Below are 26,262 nucleotides of genomic sequence, written 5' to 3' on the forward strand. Positions count from 1 at the left end.
TATTGTGACTTTGATAACAGAATAATGATGCTATCGCTCAGCGAGTTCAATCTAGCTTAAACAGTTAAAAATAGTCATCATTAAATTTAATCGATAAAAACTGCTTTATATGTTGTGATATATCATTTATCTGTTGCGCCGTAACCGTATGCTCTGCAAGATAGCGATGATACTGAGGTTGAAAACCGAATGCTGCTAAATATTTCATGGCATCCAATCCCAGTGATTCAGCAACCACAGGATCTGTACTGCCATGGTAGATATGTATAGGTAATGCCCGATTGTTTTTATCTAATTCAATCGTTTTAGCGGTCGCAAAATAACTCGACATCACCAGCAATCCCGCGAGCGGTTTAGTAAAGGTTAACGCACTTTGATAAGCAACTGCGCCACCTTGAGAAAAGCCTGCGACGATAATCCGTCGACTATCAATCCCTCGGTCAATCTCACGCTGGATCAAGCTTTGTACTTGTTCAACGCTAGTCATTAAACCTGGCATGTCAATTTTACGCTCTAGTGTCATCGCCAAAATGTCATACCAAGCTGGCATTCTGTAGCCATTGTTAATCGTTACGTTAATTTCAGGTGCATGCGGAAAAACATAACGCACTTGCTGTTCATTCGGCAATGCGATCATGGGGACCACACCCGCAAAATCATGGCCATTAGCACCCAGTCCATGTAGCCAAATAACACTCGCGTTTGCAGCCTGCTTAGGTTCAATTTCAACACAAGGTAAATATGTCATTCTGTTTCCTTACAATTAAGTCATTTTAAGAGGATATGCTATCGTATAAATTCACAACGAAACAACGATAACCATGTTAACTGACAACAAAGTGGTTATAATAGCGAAGTTATCTTTATTTATGGTGAGTTATTTAATGAGAATTTGTAGTGTTGAACTAGCAGGCAATGAAGTAAATCTATGTTTCCTATCTTTAAAAGACGGAATGTTTGAACTTATTGAATGTCGTAAAAGAAAAATTACCTTAGCAAGTTCAACTGAAGCGTATCAAATACGTCAGTTTCATAAAGAATTTGCCCAGCTAATGACAGATTATAAAATTGAAAATGTTGTGATCAAAGAACGTCTAACAAAAGGCAAGTTTAGTGGTAGCTCAACAAGCTTTAAAGCTGAAGCGGCAATCCAACTTGTAACTGGTGTTGAAGTGAACATGGTTTCACAAACGTTCTACAAGCAATTAGTACAAGATCACCCGATTTTTGTTGATTTTGCTGAAACAGGTCTGAAAAAATTCCAACAGAATGCATTCACACTTGGTTGCCTATTCTTAAATGAAAACGCAGCAAAAAACAGCCTTTAATTACAACTCGTTGTAAAAGCCCAAGGTTGCAAGCAGACTATATTTTAGTCTGCTTTTTTTTACCTTACTTTTCTTACTCTGACGACCTAAGTGAACTAAAGTTCTACAAGTTAAGCCGTAAACAAATCTGGCTGTAACACCTTAATCTTATCGACAATATCTGCAGGTACCGGCATTTTTTTATGGGCTTGGTAATCTACAAATACAATCACCCCTTCACCTTCAGCAACGACTCGTTGTAAGGTATTACTCCACACGGCATATTTCATGATTAGCTTATGCGCAGCAAACTCTGACACAGTCGCACCGATTTGAATGGTATCAGGTGACTTTAACGGGGCTTTAAAACGGCAATTGGTCGCAGCCAAAATAGGTCCGATACCGTATTCTTGCATATACGCCATGGCTTCTATTTGTTCAAAATAACCTATGCGAGCTTGCTCAAAGTAACGAAAGTACACGGTATTATTAACGTGACCAAACGCATCCATGTCACCCCAGCGGACAATATCATCGACAATGATCGGGTACTGCTGTTTAAACTTATCCATTATACGAACTCCCTTTACTAGGCTATCTTATTCGCTAGTGCAAACACTAAAACAGCGGACCAAAACGCGCTACGATTGGATTATGATCAGATGCATCAGTTTCATAAGACGATGCATTTAGCTGTTGCATACCTCTATAATAGATATCATCAAGCGGATTACCGAAGGCCGTTCTACGTACATCTTGTTGATACACCGACTTTTGTAATTCAACACTCGTTGTCATCAAATGCAATTGGTCTAAACGCTTATTGGTCCAAGTATTAAAATCACCCGCCATGATCACCGGGCCGTCATGTTCGCGGATCACCGCAATGACACCTTCAAGCTGTTGCGTAAACTCATCAACACCTAAGGTGAAGTTAATCATGTGCATATTGGCAACAAGCAAAGATGCGTCACTACCAGCCCAAGGGTAATAGCTAATCAATGACGATTTAGGGAAACGTAACCACGGCTCTGTAATCGTTTGCTTACAAACAGAGATAGGCGCAACACTGCTTGCAGTTAATACACCCATTGATTGATTATAAACGCTAAATGCTTCAACTTGTGTCCAGCTTAATTGATGTTGCTGCATCAACTGCGTTAACAAAAAGCTTAACTTTGCTTCTTGTAAAACAATCAAATCATTCTCTTCAATTAACGCCGTCAATTCACGACGCCAATTATCATCTTCTTGTTTATAAATATTCCAATCAGCAATACTAAATTCAGCAGGTAGTTCATCACTTGTGATTGTCGAATTGTCTATAAATGCCGGACATGTCGTGACGCTATCAGTAATAAAACCAGCTTGTTCGCTATTTTCAGATGCCGCGCCAGCAACTTTCCATGAAGTATGTAATTTGGGGATGTCGGCAATATCAAAACAACCCGACAGGGAAAAGACCAGCGTAGAAATAGCTGCAATGCGAGAAAAGGAATAATTCATATTAAAGTCACGTAATCAAAATATGCTTTATTATACTTAATAAAATAGGATTAATTCAAAGCTAATCGCGTAAATAAACATTATTATCTAAATTAAAGCTGATTCATTCGCGAGTTCGCCGTTAATGAACACTCACTAACGGCAATACACTAGCCACCTAATTTGAAATTAAGCGGCTCATTTTTAATTAAGCTAATAGACCCAGCATAGATAGAACCTGGAAACTAACCACACATACCGCAAATACCAATACCGACGCCATACGGGCATGACCACCAGAAACAAGGAAATCAGTGGTCGGTAAATGTTTACGTGCTTGGAACGCTAACGCGACAGGCGTAAACAAAGCGAATACCGCGGCTGCAAAGCCCGCGTAACCAATCGCATAGATAAAGCCATTAGGAAATAATACCCCACCAATCATTGGCGGTACAAAAGTAACTAATGCCGTTTTACTACGCCCCGATAAAGTGTCATCTAACTTAAGCAAGTCAGTTAAAAAATCAAACAAACCTAACGCCACACCTAGAAATGATGTCGCTACGGCAAAGTTAGCAAATAACTGTAATGTCACCGCGAGTGTTGCACCAGAACCAGCAGACTCTAATGCCGATACTAACGCGCCCATGTTGCCGCCTTGTGCTATAACACTGGTAAAACCATCACGGCCAATCACGGTAAAGCTGGCTAACAACCAGATTAAATAAATAGTAAGCGCTAACAAGCTACCATAGCGAATCGAGCTAACCACTTTCGAGCTGTCTTTATTATAATATTTAACTAAGCTTGGGATGTTAGAATGAAAACCAAAGCACACCATTAACGACGGGATTGCAGCCCAGCTATAAGGCAGACGTTCAGTCATTTCAGCAAGCGGCTGTAGTAATGAAAAGTCGGCGCCGCTCAGTAAGCTGTAAATCGCAATACTAAAGGTGATCACCATGCCACCTAACATTGCCGACGTAAAACGGTCAACCGCCTTAGTACTAAAGCTCACGATCAACCCCAGTAACACAGCAAATATAAAGCTAGCAGCAGATTGATCTATATCGATACCCAAACCCGATTCTAAGCTATGCCCCAACATTGAGCCCCCACCGGAAATATAGGCATAAACCAAGATATAACTCACGAACAACACAGATAAACCATTCAACAATCGTAATGACGTTGGTAATAGTGCTTTGGTCATCGAATCGAAATTCACACCGTGTTTAAATTTTTGATTCGCCTCAAGTAAGTACAATGCAGAGCTGTACATGCAATACCAAGACACACATAAGAACAATACCGCCCAACCAAACCACATGTTTGAGGTTAATACTGGAAGAGAAAACATCCCAGCACCAATACTGGTACCTGTAATAATAAATATACCACCGAGTGCTGATGGCTGTGCATCCTGATTTGCTGTCACTACTTCCGACATAGTCTTACTTCCCAATTAATAATGTTTGTAATAATTTCTTTTCTTTTGCGCTCATGGATTTCAAATTGTTAGAACCACGAGTGATAGTAGCAATGCTAATACCGTGTGTTTTAGCTATTTCACGCTGTGATCGTTCACCAAGCAATAGTTCTTTATAAACCAAAGTACGTGCGTTAATAGCGTTTAATTCCTCTGGTGATAGCAGCAAAGGTAGCATTAGCGATATATCCTCCTCGCTAGACACAGAGCGAAATAATTCATTGACCATAAGTATTTAACCTTTCACTTAAGCTGTAATGGCGTAATAGTACAGCATTACAAGCTTGACGGGCAAGTATTATGTGAATAAGACTAAGATTCGCGTTACATTATATAATCAACAAAATATGAAATAAATTGCACAAATTTACACCTAGAGATACAATATCCAATAATAATTTATTCCTATATAAATAAATTTTTACATAAATTAATTACTCTAGGTGCATGAATGATTTGGTTATCAATACAAGCAATTAAAATTCTGATTGTTTTATCTCTTTTAGCTAAACATAAAATCGAGCAACGACATAACAACTAACGCTTAAGTACCAAGGACAATAAATGTTTAAAAAAGAAGGTTTTGGCATTAAGCTACGTCAAACTCGTAAAGACAATAAACTGTCTCAGTTTGACTTCGTATCACAGTTAGCTAATGCACATAAAGAGTTTACTGGTCTATCACAGACTACATTATCCCTCTGGGAAAATGGCAAACGTGAACCCTCTTTTTTACGCCGTATCGCTATCGCTCGTTTTTTTGCGGAAGGTTATGAGATGAGCGAGCAAGAAAAAAAATTCGTCAGTAAAACTAAAGCCACCGAAGTCGGCGGTAGACCTGCTGTATATCCTGTGAGTATTACAGATATTGTTGCTGTAGATTTCACTAGCTTAAGCGAAAAGCAAGCTGACGTGGTGAATAAAGGCCATGAGCATTTTTATACTGAATCGCTAACCGAAACAATGGCGGCTTTCCCACAAGCACATTACACTGCGAATTTATTGATGAATGAGAATGCGATTGTCGGCCATTACATTGCCAGTAATGCCGGTATGATCGTTTCTTTCTGTTTTATTGATAACAGTGTCGCGGTTAGGATGGTATTAGATTTGGATGGTAAGTTTGCATCTGTAGTATTACCGACTCGCACACCAGCCATCGCGTCATTTTTTCAAGACTTACATTTTGAACCTTACCCAACCGCGTCACGAGTTAAGTTTTATAAAGGCAGCTTAAAAGACCTTTGCCAAAACCCATTTTTTAAAGACTTGCTGAACAACAACGCAGATCTAGTACGTTTTAGTAAAGCGCAGAAAGGTTAAATCAACCTCTAGCTAAAAATAACCAAACGCAACAACGAAAAAACCCAGCTAATTAGCTGGGTTTTTTGTATCCATCTGAATATTAAACCAGATTAAAATACCATATTCATTTGAGCTGAAACTAGAATTGCAGTTGCAGTTGAAGTGAACTCTTCAAGCGCAGCTACAGGCCCTTGCTTTTCTTCAAAAGTAACGTCATCACCCATTATATACGCGGCACCGAAGTCAAAGCTCATCGTTTCACTTACCGCATAACTCATACCAGCAGAGATTTGATGACGGTTCGTATCCGGCATTGAAACAATAGCCTCACCTGCTTGTTCATCATAGGCATAACCCATACGTAATGTCACAGACTCAGAAACATACGCTGTTGCACCAACTGCATAACGCATACTATCCGAATAGTGTAGATCTTTTTGAAAACAAACTCCATCACCAAAACCAGCGTTAGGAGCACAATCCGCACTTGTCGCTTTCAGCTCTTCTAATGCACTCCATTGCGTCCACATTGCACTATAATGCACAGCAAATATATCAGTTAATTTATGGTAACCAGATAATTCTGCAATTGCTGGTAAAGTAATATCTACAGTACCGGTAACAGTATTAGCTTCTGGAGTACCTAAGTTGGGATCAAAAGCAGCGCCACTACCAGTGAAGTCCCCTTCAAAGCTCATATCAACTGCAGAACGATATGTTAATGCTAAACGATTGTTATCATTAACCGTCAATAATGTACCAACATTCCAGCCGTGGCCGATAGCATTACCACCCATATCAAATTCACCAAGGCTAAAGCCTCTTTTCATTTCAGCTTGGCCGACAACTAAATCATAACCAGCACCAATACTTAATAAATCATTTACTTTATAAGCAATATTAAAGCTGCTATCAATAGTAATAATACTTGTAGTTCCACCAATATCACCATAAGCAAATTCATCGCTTATCTCAGTACCAGTACCATAGTTTGAGAACATTGCAAACCCAATCGCTACTTTATCGTTGATTGGCATTATAGCCGCAAAGCTCGGAACGAATTGATCTGGTGCATAATCAGATTCTGTTGCTGAAATAGTTTCAATATCACACTGTAGCCCTAATCTATTGCAATTATTCCCAGTATTATAATCATACGTATAATCTGTATTAACATCAGGGGCAATGAAAGCAAGTTGACTTGATACCGTTATTTTATCAAACATCATCATCGCTGCCGGGTTTTTAGTGAGTACTAAAGCAGTATCAGCGATTGCGCCTTCACCTGCGTTAGCACGGCCTAAACCAGTTGCTGAATGTTCGCCAACTTGGAAACCAGCAGCAAGTACTGATGTCGAAGTTGTCGCTAATGCCAGCGCGATAGCTGAACTAAGGTATGAAGTCACTTTCAAATTGCATTTCATTACATAAATCCTGTTGTTTTTATTGGGTATGCCGAGGATGTTAATGTATTGTGACAGGTCGTAATATGTCGTTTAGAAACAATATTAGCTAAACGACATATTTACTCATAAAGAGGGTGTTTTAGTTGAATTTAACGTATTTTAGCGACATCTAAGCGTACAACCAGGTAGTGCAATAACTCTAACATTATTTTTCATTTAGAAAAATCCAACTAATGACGGTATCAACCAGCATCATTTTACCTATTTCAGTTGCCGTGTATGAATGTGTTACTATAGCGCTCGTTCAAAATATCATTCGACTATTAATTAATGACAAGAGCTACTTTATAATGATCAACCAAATGCCCGTCCTTCGTTCTACTATTCATCCTGACGTAACAGATCCTAAAAGCACTGACCAACGGATTGCTGCACGTGGCATCATTACCCAAGGTGAGGAGATCTTACTTATCTTCACCGCACGCTATCATGATTACAGCTTACCCGGTGGTGGCATGCATGAAGGTGAAGACATAGTTACCGCGTTAATTCGTGAAGTAGAAGAAGAAACTGGCGCTGAAAATATTCATAACGTTGCCCCTTATGGTTGCTATGAAGAAATGCGCCCTTGGTATAAAGGAGGTTTTGACAGTATTCACATGGTCTCTTACTGTTTTACTTGCGATGCCAACAAGCTACTCGGCACACCAAGATTAGAAGAAAATGAAATAAAAAATGGCGTGAGTGCAATGTGGATCAATATCCATGAAGCGATCGCCCATAATCTTGAAGTAATAAAAAGCTATCCAAAAGCGGGTCTATCTATTGAACGCGAAACCTACCTATTACAAAAAATAGCCAAAGAGCTTGTAGCAGCATAAACGATCATCGTCATTTACCATCATAAAGTCACCATAAATACGTGATGGATTTGTGATTAGTTATGCAACAACCTTTATTGTATTCTTAACTTAAGGATAGAATTCAATAAAGGGTTAAACTATGCAACCAGAATTTAAATCTCAAATTAATATGCTACTACTCGGCCTAGATATTATGACAGGCCTCTTCATTCTGGCCCTCATTGGTGGGATCATCAGTATTATCTACATGTACATTGTAGACAAAGGACAAACCAAACAAGCAATTCGACATAACTACCCCGTCATCGGCCGATTTAGATACTTATTTGAAAAACAAGGCGAATTCTTCCGTCAATATTTCTTCGCACAAGATCGTGAAGAAATGCCCTTTAATCGTGCGGAACGTTCTTGGGTTTACCGCGCGGCAAAAAATGTCGATAGAACCATCGCGTTTGGTTCCACCCGAAATCTCGACCAAGTGGGCACTATCATGTTCATGAATTGCGCCTTTCCGACACTTTCTGAAGATGCGATCCCCCCACAAAACGTCACGATTGGCGCCAACTGCACCACCCCATACACCACAAATTCTCTCTTCAATATCTCAGGCATGAGTTACGGCGCTATTTCAAAGCCCGCTGTATTAGCATTATCCCATGGTGCTAAAGAAGCAGGTTGCTGGCTAAATACCGGTGAAGGTGGTTTATCTAGTCATCATCTTGCAGGCGGCGCTGATCTTGTTTATCAAATTGGCACCGCCAAATATGGCGTTCGCGATGACAGTGGTCAATTAAGTGATGAAAAACTAAAATCATTCGCAGCTCTCGAACAAGTCAAAATGTTTGAAATAAAACTAAGCCAAGGCGCTAAACCCGGTAAAGGTGGTATTTTACCCGGTAAAAAAGTGACGCCAGAAATCGCCAAGATCCGTGGGATCCCTGTTGGTGAAGATTCCATCAGCCCTAATGCTCACCCAGAAATTAAAAATGTCGGTGATATTCTGGATATGGTCGCGCGTATTCGTCAAGTATCAGGTAAGCCAGTAGGGTTGAAATTTGTCCTTGGACACAGCCAATGGCTAAATGATTTATTAACAGAAGTGAATAAACGTGGTGTCAATTCAGCGCCTGACTTTATAACACTAGATAGTGCAGATGGTGGGACAGGTGCAGCACCTCAGCCCTTAATGGACTACGTCGGCTTACCATTAAAAGAAAGCTTGCCTTTATTAGTTAACATGCTAGAAAAATATAACCTACGCGAGCAAGTTAAAGTTATCGCATCAGGTAAGTTAATAACCCCATCCAAAGTCGCTTGGGCGTTAGCAGTGGGCGCTGATTTTATCGTATCTGCTCGTGGTAATATGTTTGCACTCGGTTGTATTCAGGCGTTACAGTGCAATAAAAATACCTGTCCAACGGGGATCACAACACACAACCCCAAGCTGCAAGAAGGACTGAATGTACAAGACAAAGCACTGCGGATCGCCAACTATAATAAGTAAATTCATTATGGTGTGGGATTAATTGCACATTCTTGCGGTGTCAATGAACCACGGAAGCTCCGTCGCGATCATGTGCGTATTGTCACTGAAAATGGTCTTTCTATCGCACTTGATAAGCTTTACCCTATAGAATAAATAACCCATCACGCTGAGCTTAGGCTTTTGTTTTTAATACTTTTTAACCAATTTAAAATCTAAGCTAAAATAACTCCTTCTCTTGGTTAATATTTCTAATAGTTCAGCGTATAACTGTATTCCTGGCAACCGATTTTAACGATCGTAAAGAAAGGGAATTAAAATGAAGCTATTAGTCAAACAAAACGTGGGGGATATTCATAAAGACCACTTAAAGATTTTAGACAATGTTATCACCTTCTTACAATACAATATTGATGACCTTGAATTCCTTCCTTTTAATCTCGGTGAAGAACAAGATGATTACCAGCAAGCTTTTCAGCGACAAACAGGGATCATCTTTACGCCTGCTAATTATCGTCATTATCGTTTACGCTTATTATCGGTTGTTGATGCGCTGCTTTATATCCATACATCATCTAATGATAGTGATGCTTATGAACTTTCTTACAATTTAAGTTCCATCCATCCTAAACCGGTATTTTTTGCTGTCTGGCGTGGTGCACCAATCAAAAGTCCACTGCTTAAAGAGCTAGATCAAGATTACCCTGTTACCTATTGCCAATTCAGTCACCCTAGAGAATTACTCGAGGGCTTTAAACTGTTTTTACAAAAACACGGTAAAGAAGTACCAAATAATCAATTTGAAAAAGAGTTGATGTCCTGAATTTAGGTAACAATGAAGGTAATTTCTAGATATCTCTAGGCATAATTAATTTTCAATAACTCTGGTTATGGTGATAAAAGTGAAAATAACGACTTATACAGATTTTGGTATACGCACATTAATGTATTTATCCACGCTACCAAAAGGACAGCGTTCAAGTTCTGCAGAAGTAGCGGATATATATCAAGCATCACGCAACCATATTGCAAAAGTGATCGCTCATCTCTCTTCGTTAGACTACATAAAATCATCTCGCGGAAAAAATGGCGGGATATGGTTAGCAAAATCAGCATCAGAAATTAATGTGGGGCAGCTGGTTCGCGCATTAGAAAATAATTTAAGAGGGTTTGATGATAATACGTCAGACAGCGATCTCGTGCCGACTTACCAGTTAAAGAATGTATTACAAACAGGTATAGATGCTTTTCTTAACACTCTTGATCAATACAGTCTTGCTGATTTACTTGATGAACAGCATCAATTTGAATCACAGTGCTATATGAAACAAGCCTAGTCATGATGATAAGCAAGCATAGTCTAAAATAATGACTGTATTATCGGTATAACCTTTGATCCAGTTTTCAGCTTATTGTATTTTAAGAAAAAAATGTAATATTACCGCCTCATTTCCAATGTCTAATTGTTGACAACAATCTTTATCTGGGGCAATGTAGCGGCATAAAATACTACTTCTAGGATAGTTATTCTAGAATAAAAAACACTATTATGAATAGAAGGGAAATTTGAAATGGCTTTCGATGTAAAAATACAACTCAATAAAAAATTTACTGTTGTTGCTGATATCAACACAGTTTATAACCTTTTAGCTGATGTGCCAGCGTCTACAAGTCACTTCCCCGATCTAGACAACTTGATCGAAGAAGCTGCAAATACTTTCCGCTGGGAAATGAAAAAAATTGGTCTAGGTCCAATTCAACTGCAAACAATTTATGCATGTGAATACATCTGTGATGAGGCGAATAAATCTATTATTTGGGAGTCACGCGATACAGCAAATAATAGTGCGAAAGTATCAGGCAAGTGGATTTTAACTGAAACAGCTACAGGCTGTGATATTAACTTATTAACAGATGCCGTTATTACAATCCCATTACCTAGTCTTGCAGGGATTGGCTTGAAACCAGTTGTTAAAGTTGAGTTCGAAACACTAACTAATACATATATCAAAAACCTATCTAAAGCATTATCTAAAGTAGCTACCACAGCATAATACTGTTTTTATGATATTACTTTAAACTATCCCAAAACCGAGTTAGGACGCTAACTCGGTTTTTATTATTCTACCTCCTCGCCCAATTAATACCTTCAAATTAAAAGCGGCTATATTATTGCGGTTCTCCTGTAGAATAAAAAACAAACAACTAACAGCCCCATCAGTCAATTTTTGTAAAAAACAGCAATATACACCACATACTAAAAATATAAGCATTTAACACTGCGCCACAGCTTACCAGTGAAGTATTAAACTAGAATTTAGCCATTGGTAAGTATTAACCAAATAAATTACCGCCAATTTAGATTTATATTCTGAATAAAGAGCTTATATCGGTTTTTTTAATATGTTATTAGTATGTACATAACTATTATGTACATAACCCAGGATGGGAAAATGACAACAAGCACAACAATTGATAATCGCTGGTCTAGCGAATTTAAATACGTACTTGCAGCAGCAGGCGCAGCTGTAGGTTTAGGCAATCTGTGGAAATTCCCTTACATTATGGGCGAAAATGGTGGTGGTGCATTTGTACTGGTTTACCTTTTTTGTATTCTGCTAATTGGTATCCCAGTGATGATGGCAGAAGTAATGATCGGTAAGCGCGCTCGTACTTCTCCTGCAAATGCTTCAGCAACCGTAGCCAAGGAATCTGGCGGTTCAAGTATTTGGTCACTACTCGGTGCATCTGGCGTTATCGCAGGTTCACTTATCTTAAGTTTCTACATCGTCATTGCAGGCTGGGCCGCAGCTTATATCTTCTTTGGTATCAGCGGAGACTTCCTTGCAACAGCGGGTTCTGAAATTGCTCACAAAGATGAAATCGGCGCATTATTCACTGGTTTAATCACAGATACTACGCAATTAATTATCTGGTCTTCAATCACAATCATTGCAGCAATGCTGGTATTGATTCGTGGTGTTAACGCTGGCTTAGAAAAAGCTGTTACTTACTTAATGCCATTATTGTTTGTGCTATTAACTATCATCATGGTTTATGCAGCAGCAACAGGTAACTTTGGTGAAGCAGCACAATTCATGTTCTCTCCAGATTTCTCTAAGTTATCATTTGATGGTGTATTAACAGCGCTAGGTCATGCATTCTTCACGCTAAGTTTATCATCAGGTATCATGATGGTTTATGGCGCATATATGCCTGAAGGTACATCGATCGCGAAAACGTCTATCTATATCGCAGTCATGGATACAGCAGTAGCACTTATCGCAGGTATGGCTATCTTCCCAATCGTATTTGCTAATGGTATGGAACCTTCAGCAGGCCCAGGTCTACTGTTCGTATCATTGCCTATCGCGTTTGGTCAGATGCCACTAGGTACTTTATTCGGTACGCTATTCTTCATCATGGTAACATTTGCGGCATTCACATCAGTGATTGCATTACTTGAATCTCCAGTCGCTTACCTCAATGAACGCCTTGGCTTAAGCCGTGCTAAAGCCACAATCGTTGCAGGTTGTACTATTTGGGCGCTATCGTTACTAACGGTATTCTCACTCAGTGGTGCACCTTGGGCTCAAGATGTCGTGATGGGTCTGAACTTCTTCGATGCATTAGATAAATTAACAGCAAACATCATGCTACCACTTGCAGGCCTATTTACTGCGGTATTAGTCGGCTGGGTTGTGAAAGAAAACATCACTCGTGAGGAATTTGGTTTATCTGAATTTGCTTATAAAGCGGTTATGTTCTGCTTACGTTACTTATCTCCAGTAGCGATTGCAATTGTATTCCTACAAGCTGTGGGTTTCATTAGCCTTTAATCACTAAATGCTAAAAACTAAAAAGGCTTCAAATATTGAAGCCTTTTTTATATCTTAGATTTAGTATTAACGTATTAACATTAGCTTAGCCAAAGATAGCTCTTAGCAGTTGCATTACTTCTGTTGCACTTTTACCTTTTTCAACTTCAACAATCATTGAGTCACGCTTACTTTGTAAGTATGCAGGTAAGTCTGGTTCAGCTAATAAACGGTCTACTGCTTCAGTTGCGCTTTCTTTCGTGCGCTTTTGGCGTACAACACCTGCAGCGCGTGTGCGACCAGCAGTTGTAGAGCGAACCGCAACAGGCTTGTTTTTCAACTTAAGGTAATTTGATTTATCTGCAAAATCGTTATCAACAAAGAAGAACAAATCAAATAACACAACGCGGTTATTCCATAGATCAAGTTCAGTTGCATCTTCCGGCTGTGCAGACTTAAACCAAGGTTGGCGGTGGATAGCTTCTATAATATCAAACCAGTAACGAGAGAAATCAGTCGCGTTTAATTTAACTAAACCGAAGCCTTGGCAAAGCGCATCTACTTTAGCTGCTGTAAGCACCATGAATACATCAGGTCGACGCATCGCTAATAAACGTGTCGCAGCAAACAAGCCAGCTTTCGCTTTGGCTAATGTAGCAAATGCTGCAGTATAGAGTTTTACAAACTCATTATAATCACATTCAGTTACTTCGCCCTCTAAAGGAATTGCAGCTAATGCATCATCCAATAAAGAAGGAGTATGTTGTAATAACTCATGTAACGCTTTCGCGCCACGCGTGCTACCAAATAGCTCAACATCAAAATCAAACTTTGCAGGTTCGTGTGCTGATAAGTGCTTACCAGCAAACGCAAGGCGCTCAAGTTCAGACATATCCGCTAACGTGCTAATGCGCAATGAACTAATATAGTTTAATAACCGTAGGCGCTCAGGTAATGCTTGACGATCTGACTGATCAATAAAAAAGTTTTTTAGAAATGGCCAAGGTGTTATACGCGAAGTCTTAACTTGGCGACAAGTGATCGATTTCTCTAATAGCTGTAATAGTTTTTGTAACGGTTTTTCATGCTTTTCATCAAGCAAGTCCATATTTATACCGTAACGTACATAATTATATAATTCATTACACCAACCAAGGAAATCTTCAGGGCGGTTTGTAACTTTAACAGCCATTAAATTCAAGCTGATTTCAGTAACATAATCTACGATTTGATCATACTGTGCTGTTTCAACATCAGAGAGTCGCATTTCTTGCGGAGAAGTAATAAATTTTATCATTAAAGCGTCATTCCAGTCTAAATACTAAATACAATTGCAGAACCTATAAGTATAGGCTTAAGGATAAATTTTTAAACCTATACTTGGTTAAATTTTAAAATGAATAGTTTCGTTAAGTTAGCTAAGTTAAAAACGGCTAATTTATATTCATTCAACAATAGAATATAGAATGCGTATTGAATGGTGTTATTATCAAATCATAACCCAATCACTAAGTTCACATGATGTCTGCCATAGATTTACAACTTTTAGCGCTTTTTATACCCACCTTTTTCTTCGTTTCGATTACACCAGGTATGTGTATGACGTTATCGATGACCTTAGGTATGACCATCGGCGTAAAGCGTAGTCTCCACATGATGTGGGGTGAATTATTAGGTGTCGGCTTAGTGGCAGTTTCCGCGGTGATTGGTGTCGCAACTATTATGTTGAAATACCCAAATGCTTTTTCAGCACTCAAATACCTTGGTGGCAGTTACCTGATATATCTTGGCATCCAAATGTGGCGTTCTAAAGGCAAATTGGCTATTTCTGATAATCCTGGTTCTGAAAATTTAATGAAGCCTTTTCAATTAGCGAGCCAAGGTTTTGTCACAGCAATTGCAAATCCAAAAGGTTGGGTATTTATGATCTCTTTATTACCGCCTTTTATCAATCCAACACAAGCATTAACACCACAATTATCAGTACTTGTCGCTATCATTCTCATTACCGAATTTAGCTGTTTATTAATGTATGCCAGTGGTGGACAAACATTACGCCTGTTTTTACAAAAAAGTAATAATGTCCGTTTACTCAATAAGATCGCAGGTTCGTTGATGGTATTTGTTGGGATCTGGTTAGCAACCGGATAAAGTTCGCGCTAATCTTGAAAGATCGCGCTATTTAGTTAGGATAAATACACTTTAACTAAAAATAAGATTCATTCCCGTATAAATAATTGGCATAATAAATTATCTAATTATTTATACGTTGCGAAGAGCATGATCAAGAACGTACCTTCAACTCTAAAATCAAAACGCATTGCAATTATCGGCGGTGGTATCGCTGGTAGCACGATAGCACTGCGTTTGGCTGGGTTAGACATTAATGTCACCTTATTTGAAGAAGGTGTTAGCTTAGTCAATGGACCACCAGTTTGTCATTTGCATGCAGGCGGTAACCTCTACCCTGATATATCTGATGACCAATGCCTGACGTTATTAGAACAATCTATCGCAACAATGAAAATCTATCCACACTGCATCAATAAGCGCCCGACAGTTATTGCAATCCCCCAACGCGACGCCGGTAATATTGAAAGACTATTACCTCGACTTGAACTGCTAACACAACGCTACAAGGCATTAATTCAAGTCGACGGCAGCAATAAAGTATTGGGTGAGGCTGATGATTATTATCAGATGTTTACACGTGAAGATTTAGAGTTATTAAAAACAACGTCACAACCGACAGAGATGACACAATTTTCTGATTGGATGATCCCCCTTGCTAAAAATCTTGACCTCGACTCTGTAAAGTTCCCATTATTAATGGTGCAAGAATATGGTTTAAGCTTATTCCGTATCGCAGCAAGCACAGAGCTTAGCCTAAACGCATCTGAATCTTGTAACTTACTCGTCAATAATAAAGTCATTAATGTCGCTTATACCGCAGCTAAAACTTGGTTAATTAGCCATTCTGAAAATGGTATACAGACAACAACCGAAGTTGATTACTTAATCAATGCCTGTGGTTATAGAACCGGTGTTATTGATGACATGGCTGATACGCCAAAAGAGCGTATGGTTGAATTTAAAGCCGCTTACATTACCCGCTGGCAGCAAAGTGAACGTTGGCCTGAAGTTGTCTTTCATGGTCAACGGGGGACGCCTGAAGGCATGGCACAATTAACACCGTATCCTGATGGTTATTTCCAACTACACGGTATGACAGAAGAGATCACGTTATTTAAGAATGGACTTGCTAAAACGACAGCAGACAGTGCTCAACCTAAATTAGATAAAAGCTTTATTAACAAGCTTGTCGAAGGTTGGGATCAACAAGAGTCCGATAGCCGAACTCAAAAAGCGATAACTCATATTAGTCATTTTATTCCGAGTTTTAATGATGCAATCATCGCTGGCAGACCTTTATTTGGTGCACAACAAATACCCGGTAAAGATGTATCTCTACGTGCGTATGACGTGTCATTTGAAGGCCAGCAATATGCAAGAGCAGAAATCGTTAAAGCCTCCTCAGCACTCACTGTGGCAGATCAAATAATTCATAAACTTTTTGATTATTCATATGATCAACTCAGTGATATGAGTAAACCCAATTTTGTCGATTTAGCTGAAAATGATATCAATACACTGGCATGCAATATAGCCAAAGATAGAGACTACCCAACATCACTCGCTAAGATCTGATTCATATTTAAAGCAAAGGATGGCAGAACTACCGCTTCGCACAATCTGTGTTTCTTTAATCTCTAAATTTCAGGTATAAAAAAAGCCTCTATTTCTAATAAAGAGTTTTCGATTCAGGCTTAATCTAATAGTTGGCGGAGCGGACGGGACTCGAGCCCGCGAGGCCTTCGGCAGCGTGACAGGCCGCTTATATTTTTATAACAAGTCTAACCAACTGAATACTATCCATAAGAACAAACGCTCCGCACAATCTGTGTTGCTTTCATCTCTGAATTTCAAGTATAAAAAAAGCCTGAATCTTTCGATTCAGGCTTAATCTAATAGTTGGCGGAGCGGACGGGACTCGAACCCGCGACCCCCGGCGTGACAGGCCGGTATTCTAACCAACTGAACTACCGCTCCGCACAATCTGTGCTGATAAATATCATCAGTCTATTCTTTTTGTCTTTCGACAATTTCTTATCCAAGACTTCGTCTTGAATTAAAAGTGGCGCTTGGCGATGCCCTACTCTCACATGGGGAAACCCCACACTACCATCGGCGTTATTACGTTTCACTACTGAGTTCGGAATGGAGTCAGGTGGTACCGCAACACTATGGTCACCAAGCAAATCTGGTTTGCTTTCTATAGAAGTTTTCACTTCGTTTTTAATCTGAAAAGCTATAAATAAAGAAGTCTTTAAAACGTAAAGTGTTCAATCTATTCTTAAGTCGATTATTTCAATTAATCATACTTTAATTTGTATGGTTAAGCCTCACGGGTAATTAGTACAAGTTAGCTCAATGCCTCACAGCACTTACACACCTTGCCTATCAACGTTGTAGTCTCCAACGGCCCTTTAGGGAGCTTAAAGCTCCAGTGAGAACTCATCTCGAGGCCTGCTTCCCGCTTAGATGCTTTCAGCGGTTATCAGTTCCGAACTTAGCTACCGGGCAATGCTATTGGCATAACAACCCGAACACCAGTGGTTCGTCCACTCCGGTCCTCTCGTACTAGGAGCAGCTCCTCTCAATTCTCAAACGCCCACGGCAGATAGGGGACCGAACTGTCTCACGACGTTCTAAACCCAGCTCGCGTACCACTTTAAATGGCGAACAGCCATACCCTTGGGACCAACTTCAGCCCCATATGATGAGCCGACATCGAGGTGCCAAACACCGCCGTCGATATGAACTCTTGGGCGGTATCAGCCTGTTATCCCCGGAGTACCTTTTATCCGTTGAGCGATGGCCCTTCCATTCAGAACCACCGGATCACTAAGACCTACTTTTCGTACCTGCTCGACGTGTCTGTCTCGCAGTTAAGCTGGCTTATGCCTTTGCACTAACCACATGATGTCCAACCATGTTTAGCCAACCTTCGTGCTCCTCCGTTACTCTTTGGGAGGAGACCGCCCCAGTCAAACTACCCACCAGACACTGTCCGCAATCCCGATAAGGGACCTACGTTAGAACATCAAACGTACAAGGGTGGTATTTCAAGGACGACTCAATATCATCTAGCGACAATATTTCATAGTCTCCCACCTATCCCACACATGTAGGTTCAATGTTCAGTGCCAAGCTATAGTAAAGGTTCACGGGGTCTTTCCGTCTAGCCGCGGGTACACTGCATCTTAACAGCGATTTCAATTTCACTGAGTCTCGGGTGGAGACAGCGTGGCCATCATTACGCCATTCGTGCAGGTCGGAACTTACCCGACAAGGAATTTCGCTACCTTAGGACCGTTATAGTTACGGCCGCCGTTTACCGGGGCTTCGATCATGAGCTTCGACCTAAGTCTAACCCAATCAATTAACCTTCCGGCACCGGGCAGGCGTCACACCGTATACGTCATCTTTCGATTTTGCACAGTGCTGTGTTTTTAATAAACAGTTGCAGCCACCATTTCTCTGCGACCAACAATAGCTTACGGAGCAAGTCCTTCACCATCATTGGCGTACCTTCTCCCGAAGTTACGGTACCATTTTGCCTAGTTCCTTCACCCGAGTTCTCTCAAGCGCCTTAGTATTCTCTACCTAACCACCTGTGTCGGTTTGGGGTACGATTCTCTCATATCTGAAGCTTAGAGGTTTTTCCTGGAAGCCGGGTATCAACTACTTCATCTCCGTAGAGACTCGTCATCAGTTCTCAGCATTCTCACTAAAGAGAGCGACCCGGATTTGCCTAAGTCACTTGCCTACTACCTTAAACATGGACAACCATCGCCATGCTAGCCTAACCTTCTCCGTCACCCCATCGCAATATAAGCGAGTACTGGAATATTAACCAGTTTCCCATCGACTACGCCTTTCGGCCTCGCCTTAGGAGTCGACTCACCCTGCCCCGATTAACGTTGGACAGGAACCCTTGGTCTTTCGGCGTGGAGGTTTTTCACCCCCATTATCGTTACTCATGTCAACATTCGCACTTCTGATACCTCCAGCAAGCTTCTCAACTCACCTTCAACGGCTTACAGAACGCTCCTCTACCATGCATGAACAAGTCATGCATCCGTAGCTTCGGTGGTATGTTTAGCCCCGTTAAATCTTCCGCGCAGACCGACTCGACCAGTGAGCTATTACGCTTTCTTTAAAAGATGGCTGCTTCTAAGCCAACTTCCCATTGTCTGAGCCTTTCCACATCGTTTCCCACTTAACATACACTTTGGGACCTTAGCTGACGGTCTGGTTGTTTCCCTTTCCACGACGGACGTTAGCACCCGCCGTGTGTCTCCCGCGATTGAACTTATTGGTATTCGGAGTTTGCAAGGGTTGGTAAGTCGGGATGACCCCTAGCCTTAACAGTGCTCTACCCCCAATAGTTAGACGCGAGGCGCTACCTAAATAGCTTTCGAGGAGAACCAGCTATCTCCCGGTTTGATTGGCCTTTCACCCCCAGCCACAAGTCATCCGCTAATTTTTCAACATTAGTCGGTTCGGTCCTCCAGTTGATGTTACTCAACCTTCAACCTGCCCATGGCTAGATCACCGGGTTTCGGGTCTAATCCCAGCAACTATTCGCGCAGTTAACACTCGGTTTCCCTACGGCTCCGCTATTCGCTTAACCTTGCTACTGAAATTAAGTCGTTGACCCATTATACAAAAGGTACGCAGTCACAGAACAAGTCTGCTCCCACTGCTTGTACGTATACGGTTTCAGGTTCTATTTCACTCCCCTCACAGGGGTTCTTTTCGCCTTTCCCTCACGGTACTGGTTCACTATCGGTCAGTCAGTAGTATTTAGCCTTGGAAGATGGTCCTCCCATATTCAAACAGCATATCACGTGTGCCGTCCTACTCGATTTCACAGTAAGGTCGTTTTCATGTACGGGACTATCACCCTGTATCGTGAAACTTTCCAGAATCTTCCATTAACTTCCAAACTGCTTAAGGGCTAGACCCCGTTCGCTCGCCGCTACTAAGGGTATCTCTATTGATTTCTTTTCCTCGGGGTACTTAGATGTTTCAGTTCTCCCGGTTCGCTTCGTAACGCTATGTATTCACGTTACGATACCTTACTTAGTAAGGTGGGTTCCCCATTCGGAAATCTGTGGATTAACGCTTTTATCAACTCCCCACAGCTTAACGCAGATTAACACGTCCTTCATCGCCTCTGACTGCCTAGGCATCCACCGTATACGCTTAGTCACTTAACCATACAATCTAAAGTCGACTGTACAATTGAAATAACTAGGTATTATCTAGTTTTTTTCGCCTCAAGAATACTCAAGAACACTTCATTGTTATTAAACCATTCACTCGAAAATGAATTATTCAATAACGTGTTTTAAGAACTTCTTTATTTATTCAGCTTTCCAAATTTTTTAAAGAGCAATTTGCTAAAAGCAAAAATAATGAATCTAAAGAGATTAGTTATTTTTGATTTTTAGTCAGAAAGAAAAGTGGTATCCCGTACGAGATTTGAACTCGTGTTACCGCCGTGAAAGGGCGGTGTCCTAGGCCTCTAGACGAACGGGACACTATTTACTTTCACGATTGGATTTCATCCCAATCGTTGTCTTCAACGTTTCTATTCAAGCAATTTGTGTGGGCACTTACAAAAATTAACAACTTTACGTAAGGAGGTGATCCAGCCCTGTTACTCCCCCTAGGGCTACCTTGTTACGACTTCACCCCAGTCATGAACCACACCGTGGTCATCGCCCTCCCGAAGGTTAAGCTAATGACTTCTGGTGCAGCCCACTCCCATGGTGTGACGGGCGGTGTGTACAAGGCCCGGGAACGTATTCACCGTGACATTCTGATTCACGATTACTAGCGATTCCGACTTCATGGGGTCGAGTTGCAGACCCCAATCCGGACTACGACGCACTTTATGGGATTCGCTTACCATCGCTGGTTTGCAGCCCTTTGTATGCGCCATTGTAGCACGTGTGTAGCCCTACTCGTAAGGGCCATGATGACTTGACGTCGTCCCCACCTTCCTCCGGTTTATCACCGGCAGTCTCCTTAGAGTTCCCACCATTACGTGCTGGCAAATAAGGATAAGGGTTGCGCTCGTTGCGGGACTTAACCCAACATTTCACAACACGAGCTGACGACAGCCATGCAGCACCTGTCTCATAGTTCCCGAAGGCACCAATTCATCTCTGAAAAGTTCTATGGATGTCAAGAGTAGGTAAGGTTCTTCGCGTTGCATCGAATTAAACCACATGCTCCACCGCTTGTGCGGGCCCCCGTCAATTCATTTGAGTTTTAACCTTGCGGCCGTACTCCTGAGCGGTCTACTTAATGCGTTAGCTTAAGAGCCCAGTTCTCAAGGAACCAAACTCCGAGTAGACATCGTTTACGGCGTGGACTACCGGGGTATCTAATCCTGTTTGCTACCCACGCTTTCGCACCTCAGCGTCAGTTACTATGGGTGGCCGCCTTCGCCACTGGTGTTCTTCCATATATCTACGCATTTCACCGCTACACCTGAAATTCTACCACCCTCTCAAGAACTCTAGTTTGCCAGTTCGAAATGCAGTTCCTGTTGAGCCCGGGCTTTCACATCTCGCTTAACAAACCGCCTGCACTCGCTTTACGCCCAATAAATCCGGACAACGCTTGCCACCTACGTATTACCGCGGCTGCTGGCACGGAGTTAGCTGGTGCTTCTTCTGCGAGTAACGTCACAGTGGTAAAGTATTAATTTACCACCTTTCCTCCTCGCTGAAAGTACTTTACAACCCGAAGGCCTTCTTCATACACGCGGTATGGCTGCATCAGGCTTTCGCCCATTGTGCAATATTCCCCACTGCTGCCTCCCGTAGGAGTCTGGACCGTGTCTCAGTTCCAGTGTGGCTGATCATCCTCTCAGACCAGCTAGGGATCGTCGCCTTGGTGAGCTCTTACCTCACCAACAAGCTAATCCCACTTGGGCTCATCTAGTCGCGAGAGCTTTCAAGAAGAGGCCCCCTTTCACCCGTAGGTCGTATGCGGTATTAGCAGTCGTTTCCAACTGTTGTCCCCCTCGACTAGGCAGATTCCCAAGCATTACTCACCCGTCCGCCGCTCGACGCCAGAATAGCAAGCTATTCTTCGTTTCCGCTCGACTTGCATGTGTTAAGCCTACCGCCAGCGTTCAATCTGAGCCATGATCAAACTCTTCAATTAAAAGTTTTTTGACTAATCAACGATGTTGATTAAGTCGGCTCAATGAATTCTGTACTTTAATTGCAAAGCAATTAAGCTTCGTAATTAATAATCAAATCTTTCGATTTAATTTAATGTTCACAATTACATTGATATAATATTTGGTCATTATATCTCTGCAAGTGCTCACACAGATTGCTTGAATAAATTGTTAAAGAGCATACTGAGCGGCTGTTGCCGTTTCAGTGGGAGCGATTATAGAGATCTGCGTTTTATTGGCAAGTGTTTTATCAAAAAAAAACGTAATCGCTCAAATAACAACCAACGTGAGTGGATTTAGCCATTAACTATAAATTTAGCCGCTGAAAGTAAGTCTTTAAATACAACATCGGCTTGCAATGCCCCTTTTTCACACACAACTTTACCTGTTGATACCAAGTAATTGGCTTTGAGCTGCGCTTTTTGACCAGCTTCAATGTCTGATAACTTATCACCGACTAGATATGAATTAGCAAAATCAATTTCTAATTCTTTAGCTGCACTTTCTAACATACCGGTATTAGGTTTACGACAGGTACAATCCTGCTTATATTCACCAATACCTTTTTCTGGATGATGAGGACAAAAGTAGATGCCATCAAGATCAACGCCACGATCTGCTAACGACCAATCCATCCATTCGGTTAATGTCATGAACTCCTCTTCACTATAATAGCCACGTGCGATGCCGGATTGATTCGTAATAACGATAAGCAGGTAACCATGTTGTTTTAATAACAGCATAGCCTCAATACTGCCATCAATGAACTCAAAGTCATCAATTTGAGAAACGTAACCTTTATCTTGGTTAATCACACCATCACGATCTAAAAATATAGCTGGAGTTAGCACTTTATTCACCTCAAATTATCTATTAATTACAATCACGGTATTATTTCACGTCATCACAATTTCGCAATCGATACCTTGTACTATCTACTCGCAGTTAAATCCATCGCTACCTAAAATGATATAAAAAACCGTTTAGACGTCTAGATGTAAAAAAGTCCATTGACTTTAATCAACTAACTAATTAGCATAAGCATCCAGTTGTTACTTATATATGAAGAATTATTATCTAATCTTACATATTAATTCTTACTTTCATTTTAGGCGTTGAAATGATCAAACTAACAAATATAAATAAAATATTTGAAACTACAGACAAGCCTGTTTATGCCTTGAAAGACGTTAACTTAAACGTTAACAAAGGTGAAATATTCGGTGTTATTGGTTCATCAGGTGCTGGTAAAAGTACATTAATACGCTGTGTTAATTTACTTGAAACACCAACATCAGGTTCCATTAAGCTTGATGGTGTTGAATTAACAACATTAAATAAAGCAGAGCTATGTTCTGCAAGACGCCAAATAGGCATGATCTTTCAACATTTCAACTTATTATCATCTCGCACTGTTTTTGATAACGTGGCACTACCGCTAGAATTAGCTGGCATTGATAAAACTGAAATAAGTAAAAAAATCACACCATTACTTGATTTGGTCGGCTTGGAATCAAAACATAATGCGTACCCAGCAGAATTAAGTGGCGGTCAAAAACAGCGTGTTGCAATTGCGCGAGCATTAGCATCTGAACCTAAAGTTTTATTATGTGATGAAGCAACATCAGCACTTGATCCAAGCACAACAAAATCAATCTTAACCTTGTTAAAAGATATTAATGAGCGTCTTGGTCTCACGATCCTACTTATTACCCACGAAATGGAAGTGGTAAAAAATATTTGCCATAAAGTAGCTATTATCGATAAAGGCGAATTGATTGAAAAAAATACGGTGGCGAAATTCTTTGCTAACCCAGAAACAGAATTAGCACGCATCTTCATTGAAGCAACAATCAATCTTGAGATCCCTGAAGAATATAAACAGCGTTTATCTTTAAACAGAAAAGATAATTCAATGCCATTGGTACGTCTTGGCTTTACTGGAAATAGTGTCGACTCTGCGGTTATTTCAGAAGTAAGCCGCACATTACACGTTGATGTAAACATTTTAAGTGCCGATATTGAGTTTGCTGGCGGGATCAAATTTGGCTACATGCTTGCCGAACTTATTGGTACTAAAGAGAACACAATTGCAGCTAAAGCATTTTTCCAACAGCACGCAGTTAACGTAGAGGTTATCGGTTATGTCGACTGAGCAAATGATTAATTTACTTTTCACAGCAACCATTGAAACATTGGTTATGGTTGGTATCGCTGCGGCAATTGCGTGTTTACTTGGCATGCCGACAGGCGTCTTGTTACACGTAACTAAAACTCACGGTATTTTAGAAAATAAAAAATTGAATGCCGCATTAAGTATTATCGTAAATGTAGGTCGTTCAGTTCCTTTTATTATTTTACTTGTTGCGATTATTCCTTTTACACGTTTGGTTGTCGGTTCATCGATCGGTACTGGTGCGATGATAGTGCCATTAACCGTTGCTTCAATCCCTTTTATTGCCCGCTTAATTGAAGGTGCATTATTAGATGTACCAGCAGGTTTAGTCGAAGCAGCACAAACAATGGGCGCGACGCCATTACAAATTATAATGAAAGTGTTAATACCTGAAGCAATGCCAGGCATTATCAATAGCATCACTATCACCTTAGTAACACTGGTTAACTACTCAGCAATGGCTGGTACAGTCGGTGGCGGTGGTCTAGGGGATGTTGGTATTCAGCATGGTTATATTGGCTTTAACCCAACGATTATTTTAATTACCGTCATCTTACTGGTGATCATCGTACAGATTATTCAATCCATCGGTGAACGTTTAGTCAGTAAAGTCGATCACAGATAATAAATCTTAAAACTAAAGGAAGTAATAAACATGGAATTTTCACTAAAGAAATTAGTATCAGTAACAGCAATCGCATCAAGTGTATTATTAAGTGCGTGTAGTGGCGACAAAGACTCAACAGTATTGAAAGTGGGCGCTATGGCAGGTCCAGAATCTGAAGTGGTAGAAATTGCAAAAAATATCGCAAAAGAAAAATACAATCTTGATATCGAAATTGTAACGTTCACTGATTACGTAACACCAAACCGTGCGCTAGAAGAAGGCAGCATTGATGTAAATGCTTTCCAACATAAACCTTACTTAGATGCTCAAATTGAGCAACGTGGTTACGATATTACCGCTGTAGCGAACACATTTGTTTATCCAATTGCCGCTTATTCAACGTCGATCAAAACTGTTGATGAATTAAAAGATGGTGATAAAGTGGCAGTACCAAATGATCCGACTAATCTAGGTCGTTCATTATTATTGCTTGAACAGCAAGGTATCATTGCACTTAAGCCTGGTATCGGCATTAAAGCCACTGAGTTAGATATCACAGCAAATCCATTTGGTGTTGAGATCGTAAAATTAGAAGCCGCTTTATTAGCACGTAACTTACAAGATGTAACAATTGCAGTGATCAACACGACATTCGCAACAAAAATTGGTTTATCACCAACTAAAGATGGCATCTTCGTTGAAAATAAAGAATCACCATACGTAAACTTAATTGTTGCACGTAATGACAATAAAGATTCAGAAAAAGTGAAACAGTTCATCACCGCTTTCCAAACACAAGAAGTGTATGACGAAGCGAAAAAACTATTTAATAATGCCATTGTAAAAGGTTGGTAGTCTGCAATTAATTTCGTGCGCTAACCCCTAGAAATAATAGCAATAGTGAATATAATATGTGGTTGATACGGAAAAATAAAGTGTATTTTTTTGATATCAATCACATTTTCTACCAAGCTTAGTGAATCGTTATCATCATG

General features: G+C 40.5%; 20 protein-coding genes, 2 tRNA genes, 3 rRNA genes and 1 pseudogene. 13 read left to right on the forward strand and 13 right to left on the reverse strand.

What is annotated here, in order from left to right; translation table 11 throughout:
* Positions 1 to 64: 64 nt before the first annotated feature.
* Complete coding sequence (locus FR932_RS14370; RefSeq protein WP_019441599.1) at positions 65 to 748, reverse strand: alpha/beta hydrolase; 684 nt, start codon at positions 746 to 748, stop codon at positions 65 to 67.
* Positions 749 to 884: 136 nt separating this feature from the next.
* On the opposite strand from FR932_RS14370, the gene FR932_RS14375 reads away from it, so the two are divergent.
* Positions 885 to 1,328 (forward strand): DUF3010 family protein, encoded by a 444-nt coding sequence (locus FR932_RS14375; protein WP_026032154.1) that lies wholly within the window; start codon positions 885 to 887, stop codon positions 1,326 to 1,328.
* Between the two features lie 110 nt (positions 1,329 to 1,438).
* Here the strand turns inward: FR932_RS14375 and FR932_RS14380 are convergent, their stop codons facing one another.
* From FR932_RS14380 to trpR, 4 genes are all read right to left on the reverse strand, one after another.
* Positions 1,439 to 1,879 carry an acyl-CoA thioesterase gene (locus tag FR932_RS14380; RefSeq protein WP_019441601.1) on the reverse strand — a complete coding sequence of 147 codons (441 nt, stop codon included), beginning with the start codon at positions 1,877 to 1,879 and terminating at the stop codon, positions 1,439 to 1,441.
* Between the two features lie 46 nt (positions 1,880 to 1,925).
* Positions 1,926 to 2,813 carry an endonuclease/exonuclease/phosphatase family protein gene (locus FR932_RS14385; RefSeq protein WP_019441602.1) on the reverse strand — a complete coding sequence of 296 codons (888 nt, stop codon included), beginning with the start codon at positions 2,811 to 2,813 and terminating at the stop codon, positions 1,926 to 1,928.
* Between the two features lie 187 nt (positions 2,814 to 3,000).
* On the reverse strand, positions 3,001 to 4,242 hold the full coding sequence (locus FR932_RS14390; RefSeq protein ID WP_019441603.1) for an aromatic amino acid transport family protein: 1,242 nt from the start codon (positions 4,240 to 4,242) through the stop codon (positions 3,001 to 3,003).
* Between the two features lie 4 nt (positions 4,243 to 4,246).
* Positions 4,247 to 4,510, reverse strand: a complete 264-nt coding sequence (gene trpR / locus FR932_RS14395; RefSeq protein WP_019628886.1) for a trp operon repressor — start codon at positions 4,508 to 4,510, stop codon at positions 4,247 to 4,249.
* Between the two features lie 335 nt (positions 4,511 to 4,845).
* Here trpR and FR932_RS14400 point away from each other — a divergent pair, with 335 nt between their 5' ends.
* Positions 4,846 to 5,604 carry a helix-turn-helix domain-containing protein gene (locus tag FR932_RS14400; protein WP_019441605.1) on the forward strand — a complete coding sequence of 253 codons (759 nt, stop codon included), beginning with the start codon at positions 4,846 to 4,848 and terminating at the stop codon, positions 5,602 to 5,604.
* Between the two features lie 92 nt (positions 5,605 to 5,696).
* Here the strand turns inward: FR932_RS14400 and FR932_RS14405 are convergent, their stop codons facing one another.
* Positions 5,697 to 7,010, reverse strand: coding sequence for an outer membrane protein transport protein (locus FR932_RS14405; RefSeq protein WP_019441606.1), 1,314 nt, complete (start codon positions 7,008 to 7,010; stop codon positions 5,697 to 5,699).
* Between the two features lie 332 nt (positions 7,011 to 7,342).
* Here FR932_RS14405 and FR932_RS14410 point away from each other — a divergent pair, with 332 nt between their 5' ends.
* The 6 genes and pseudogenes from FR932_RS14410 (at position 7,343) to FR932_RS14435 (ending at position 13,177) form a co-directional block, all read left to right on the forward strand.
* Positions 7,343 to 7,873, forward strand: coding sequence for an NUDIX domain-containing protein (locus FR932_RS14410; RefSeq protein ID WP_240532406.1), 531 nt, complete (start codon positions 7,343 to 7,345; stop codon positions 7,871 to 7,873).
* Positions 7,874 to 8,048: 175 nt separating this feature from the next.
* Positions 8,049 to 9,494 (forward strand): annotated as a pseudogene (locus FR932_RS14415) (FMN-binding glutamate synthase family protein).
* A 163-nt stretch (positions 9,495 to 9,657) separates the two neighbouring features.
* Positions 9,658 to 10,161, forward strand: coding sequence for a hypothetical protein (locus FR932_RS14420; protein WP_019441609.1), 504 nt, complete (start codon positions 9,658 to 9,660; stop codon positions 10,159 to 10,161).
* 79 nt (positions 10,162 to 10,240) lie between these two features.
* The gene (locus FR932_RS14425; RefSeq protein ID WP_019628885.1) at positions 10,241 to 10,675 is read left to right on the forward strand and encodes an Rrf2 family transcriptional regulator; all 435 of its coding nucleotides are present in this window, start codon (positions 10,241 to 10,243) and stop codon (positions 10,673 to 10,675) included.
* Positions 10,676 to 10,909: 234 nt separating this feature from the next.
* Positions 10,910 to 11,392, forward strand: coding sequence for an SRPBCC family protein (locus tag FR932_RS14430; RefSeq protein ID WP_019441611.1), 483 nt, complete (start codon positions 10,910 to 10,912; stop codon positions 11,390 to 11,392).
* A gap of 399 nt (positions 11,393 to 11,791) precedes the next feature.
* Positions 11,792 to 13,177, forward strand: coding sequence for a sodium-dependent transporter (locus tag FR932_RS14435; RefSeq protein WP_019441612.1), 1,386 nt, complete (start codon positions 11,792 to 11,794; stop codon positions 13,175 to 13,177).
* Positions 13,178 to 13,262: 85 nt separating this feature from the next.
* Here FR932_RS14435 and FR932_RS14440 read toward each other — a convergent pair whose 3' ends face one another.
* A complete protein-coding gene (locus FR932_RS14440) occupies positions 13,263 to 14,453 on the reverse strand; it encodes a hypothetical protein (protein WP_019441613.1) in 1,191 nt (396 codons plus the stop codon).
* A 224-nt stretch (positions 14,454 to 14,677) separates the two neighbouring features.
* On the opposite strand from FR932_RS14440, the gene FR932_RS14445 reads away from it, so the two are divergent.
* Both FR932_RS14445 and FR932_RS14450 read left to right on the forward strand, forming a co-directional pair.
* The gene (locus FR932_RS14445) at positions 14,678 to 15,307 is read left to right on the forward strand and encodes a LysE family translocator (protein WP_196805526.1); all 630 of its coding nucleotides are present in this window, start codon (positions 14,678 to 14,680) and stop codon (positions 15,305 to 15,307) included.
* 129 nt (positions 15,308 to 15,436) lie between these two features.
* Positions 15,437 to 16,864, forward strand: a complete 1,428-nt coding sequence (locus FR932_RS14450) for an oxidoreductase (protein WP_019441615.1) — start codon at positions 15,437 to 15,439, stop codon at positions 16,862 to 16,864.
* A 325-nt stretch (positions 16,865 to 17,189) separates the two neighbouring features.
* On the opposite strand, the gene FR932_RS14455 is transcribed toward FR932_RS14450, so the two are convergent.
* The 6 genes from FR932_RS14455 to gmhB form a co-directional block, all read right to left on the reverse strand.
* A tRNA-Asp gene (locus FR932_RS14455) sits at positions 17,190 to 17,266 on the reverse strand.
* Between the two features lie 90 nt (positions 17,267 to 17,356).
* Positions 17,357 to 17,472, reverse strand: a 5S ribosomal RNA gene (rrf, locus tag FR932_RS14460).
* Between the two features lie 136 nt (positions 17,473 to 17,608).
* Positions 17,609 to 20,502 (reverse strand): 23S ribosomal RNA (locus FR932_RS14465).
* 247 nt (positions 20,503 to 20,749) lie between these two features.
* Positions 20,750 to 20,825 (reverse strand) — tRNA-Glu (locus tag FR932_RS14470).
* Between the two features lie 99 nt (positions 20,826 to 20,924).
* A 16S ribosomal RNA gene (locus FR932_RS14475) occupies positions 20,925 to 22,465 on the reverse strand.
* Together the 16S, 23S and 5S rRNA genes with 2 tRNA genes alongside form the textbook arrangement of a ribosomal RNA operon.
* 315 nt (positions 22,466 to 22,780) lie before the next feature.
* Positions 22,781 to 23,335, reverse strand: a complete 555-nt coding sequence (gmhB, locus tag FR932_RS14480; RefSeq protein ID WP_019441616.1) for a D-glycero-beta-D-manno-heptose 1,7-bisphosphate 7-phosphatase — start codon at positions 23,333 to 23,335, stop codon at positions 22,781 to 22,783.
* 269 nt (positions 23,336 to 23,604) lie between these two features.
* Here gmhB and metN point away from each other — a divergent pair, with 269 nt between their 5' ends.
* The 3 genes from metN to metQ are packed head-to-tail and all read left to right on the forward strand — an operon-like array spanning position 23,605 to position 26,122.
* A complete protein-coding gene (gene metN, locus FR932_RS14485; protein WP_019441617.1) occupies positions 23,605 to 24,639 on the forward strand; it encodes a methionine ABC transporter ATP-binding protein MetN in 1,035 nt (344 codons plus the stop codon).
* A complete protein-coding gene (locus FR932_RS14490; RefSeq protein ID WP_019441618.1) occupies positions 24,629 to 25,285 on the forward strand; it encodes a methionine ABC transporter permease in 657 nt (218 codons plus the stop codon). Before metN ends, FR932_RS14490 begins: the two co-directional genes overlap by 11 nt.
* A 30-nt stretch (positions 25,286 to 25,315) precedes the next feature.
* Positions 25,316 to 26,122, forward strand: a complete 807-nt coding sequence (metQ, locus tag FR932_RS14495; RefSeq protein WP_019441619.1) for a methionine ABC transporter substrate-binding lipoprotein MetQ — start codon at positions 25,316 to 25,318, stop codon at positions 26,120 to 26,122.
* Positions 26,123 to 26,262: the final 140 nt, after the last annotated feature.

Origin of the sequence: Moritella marina ATCC 15381 (assembly GCF_008931805.1) — a bacterium.
Classification (GTDB): domain Bacteria; phylum Pseudomonadota; class Gammaproteobacteria; order Enterobacterales; family Moritellaceae; genus Moritella; species Moritella marina.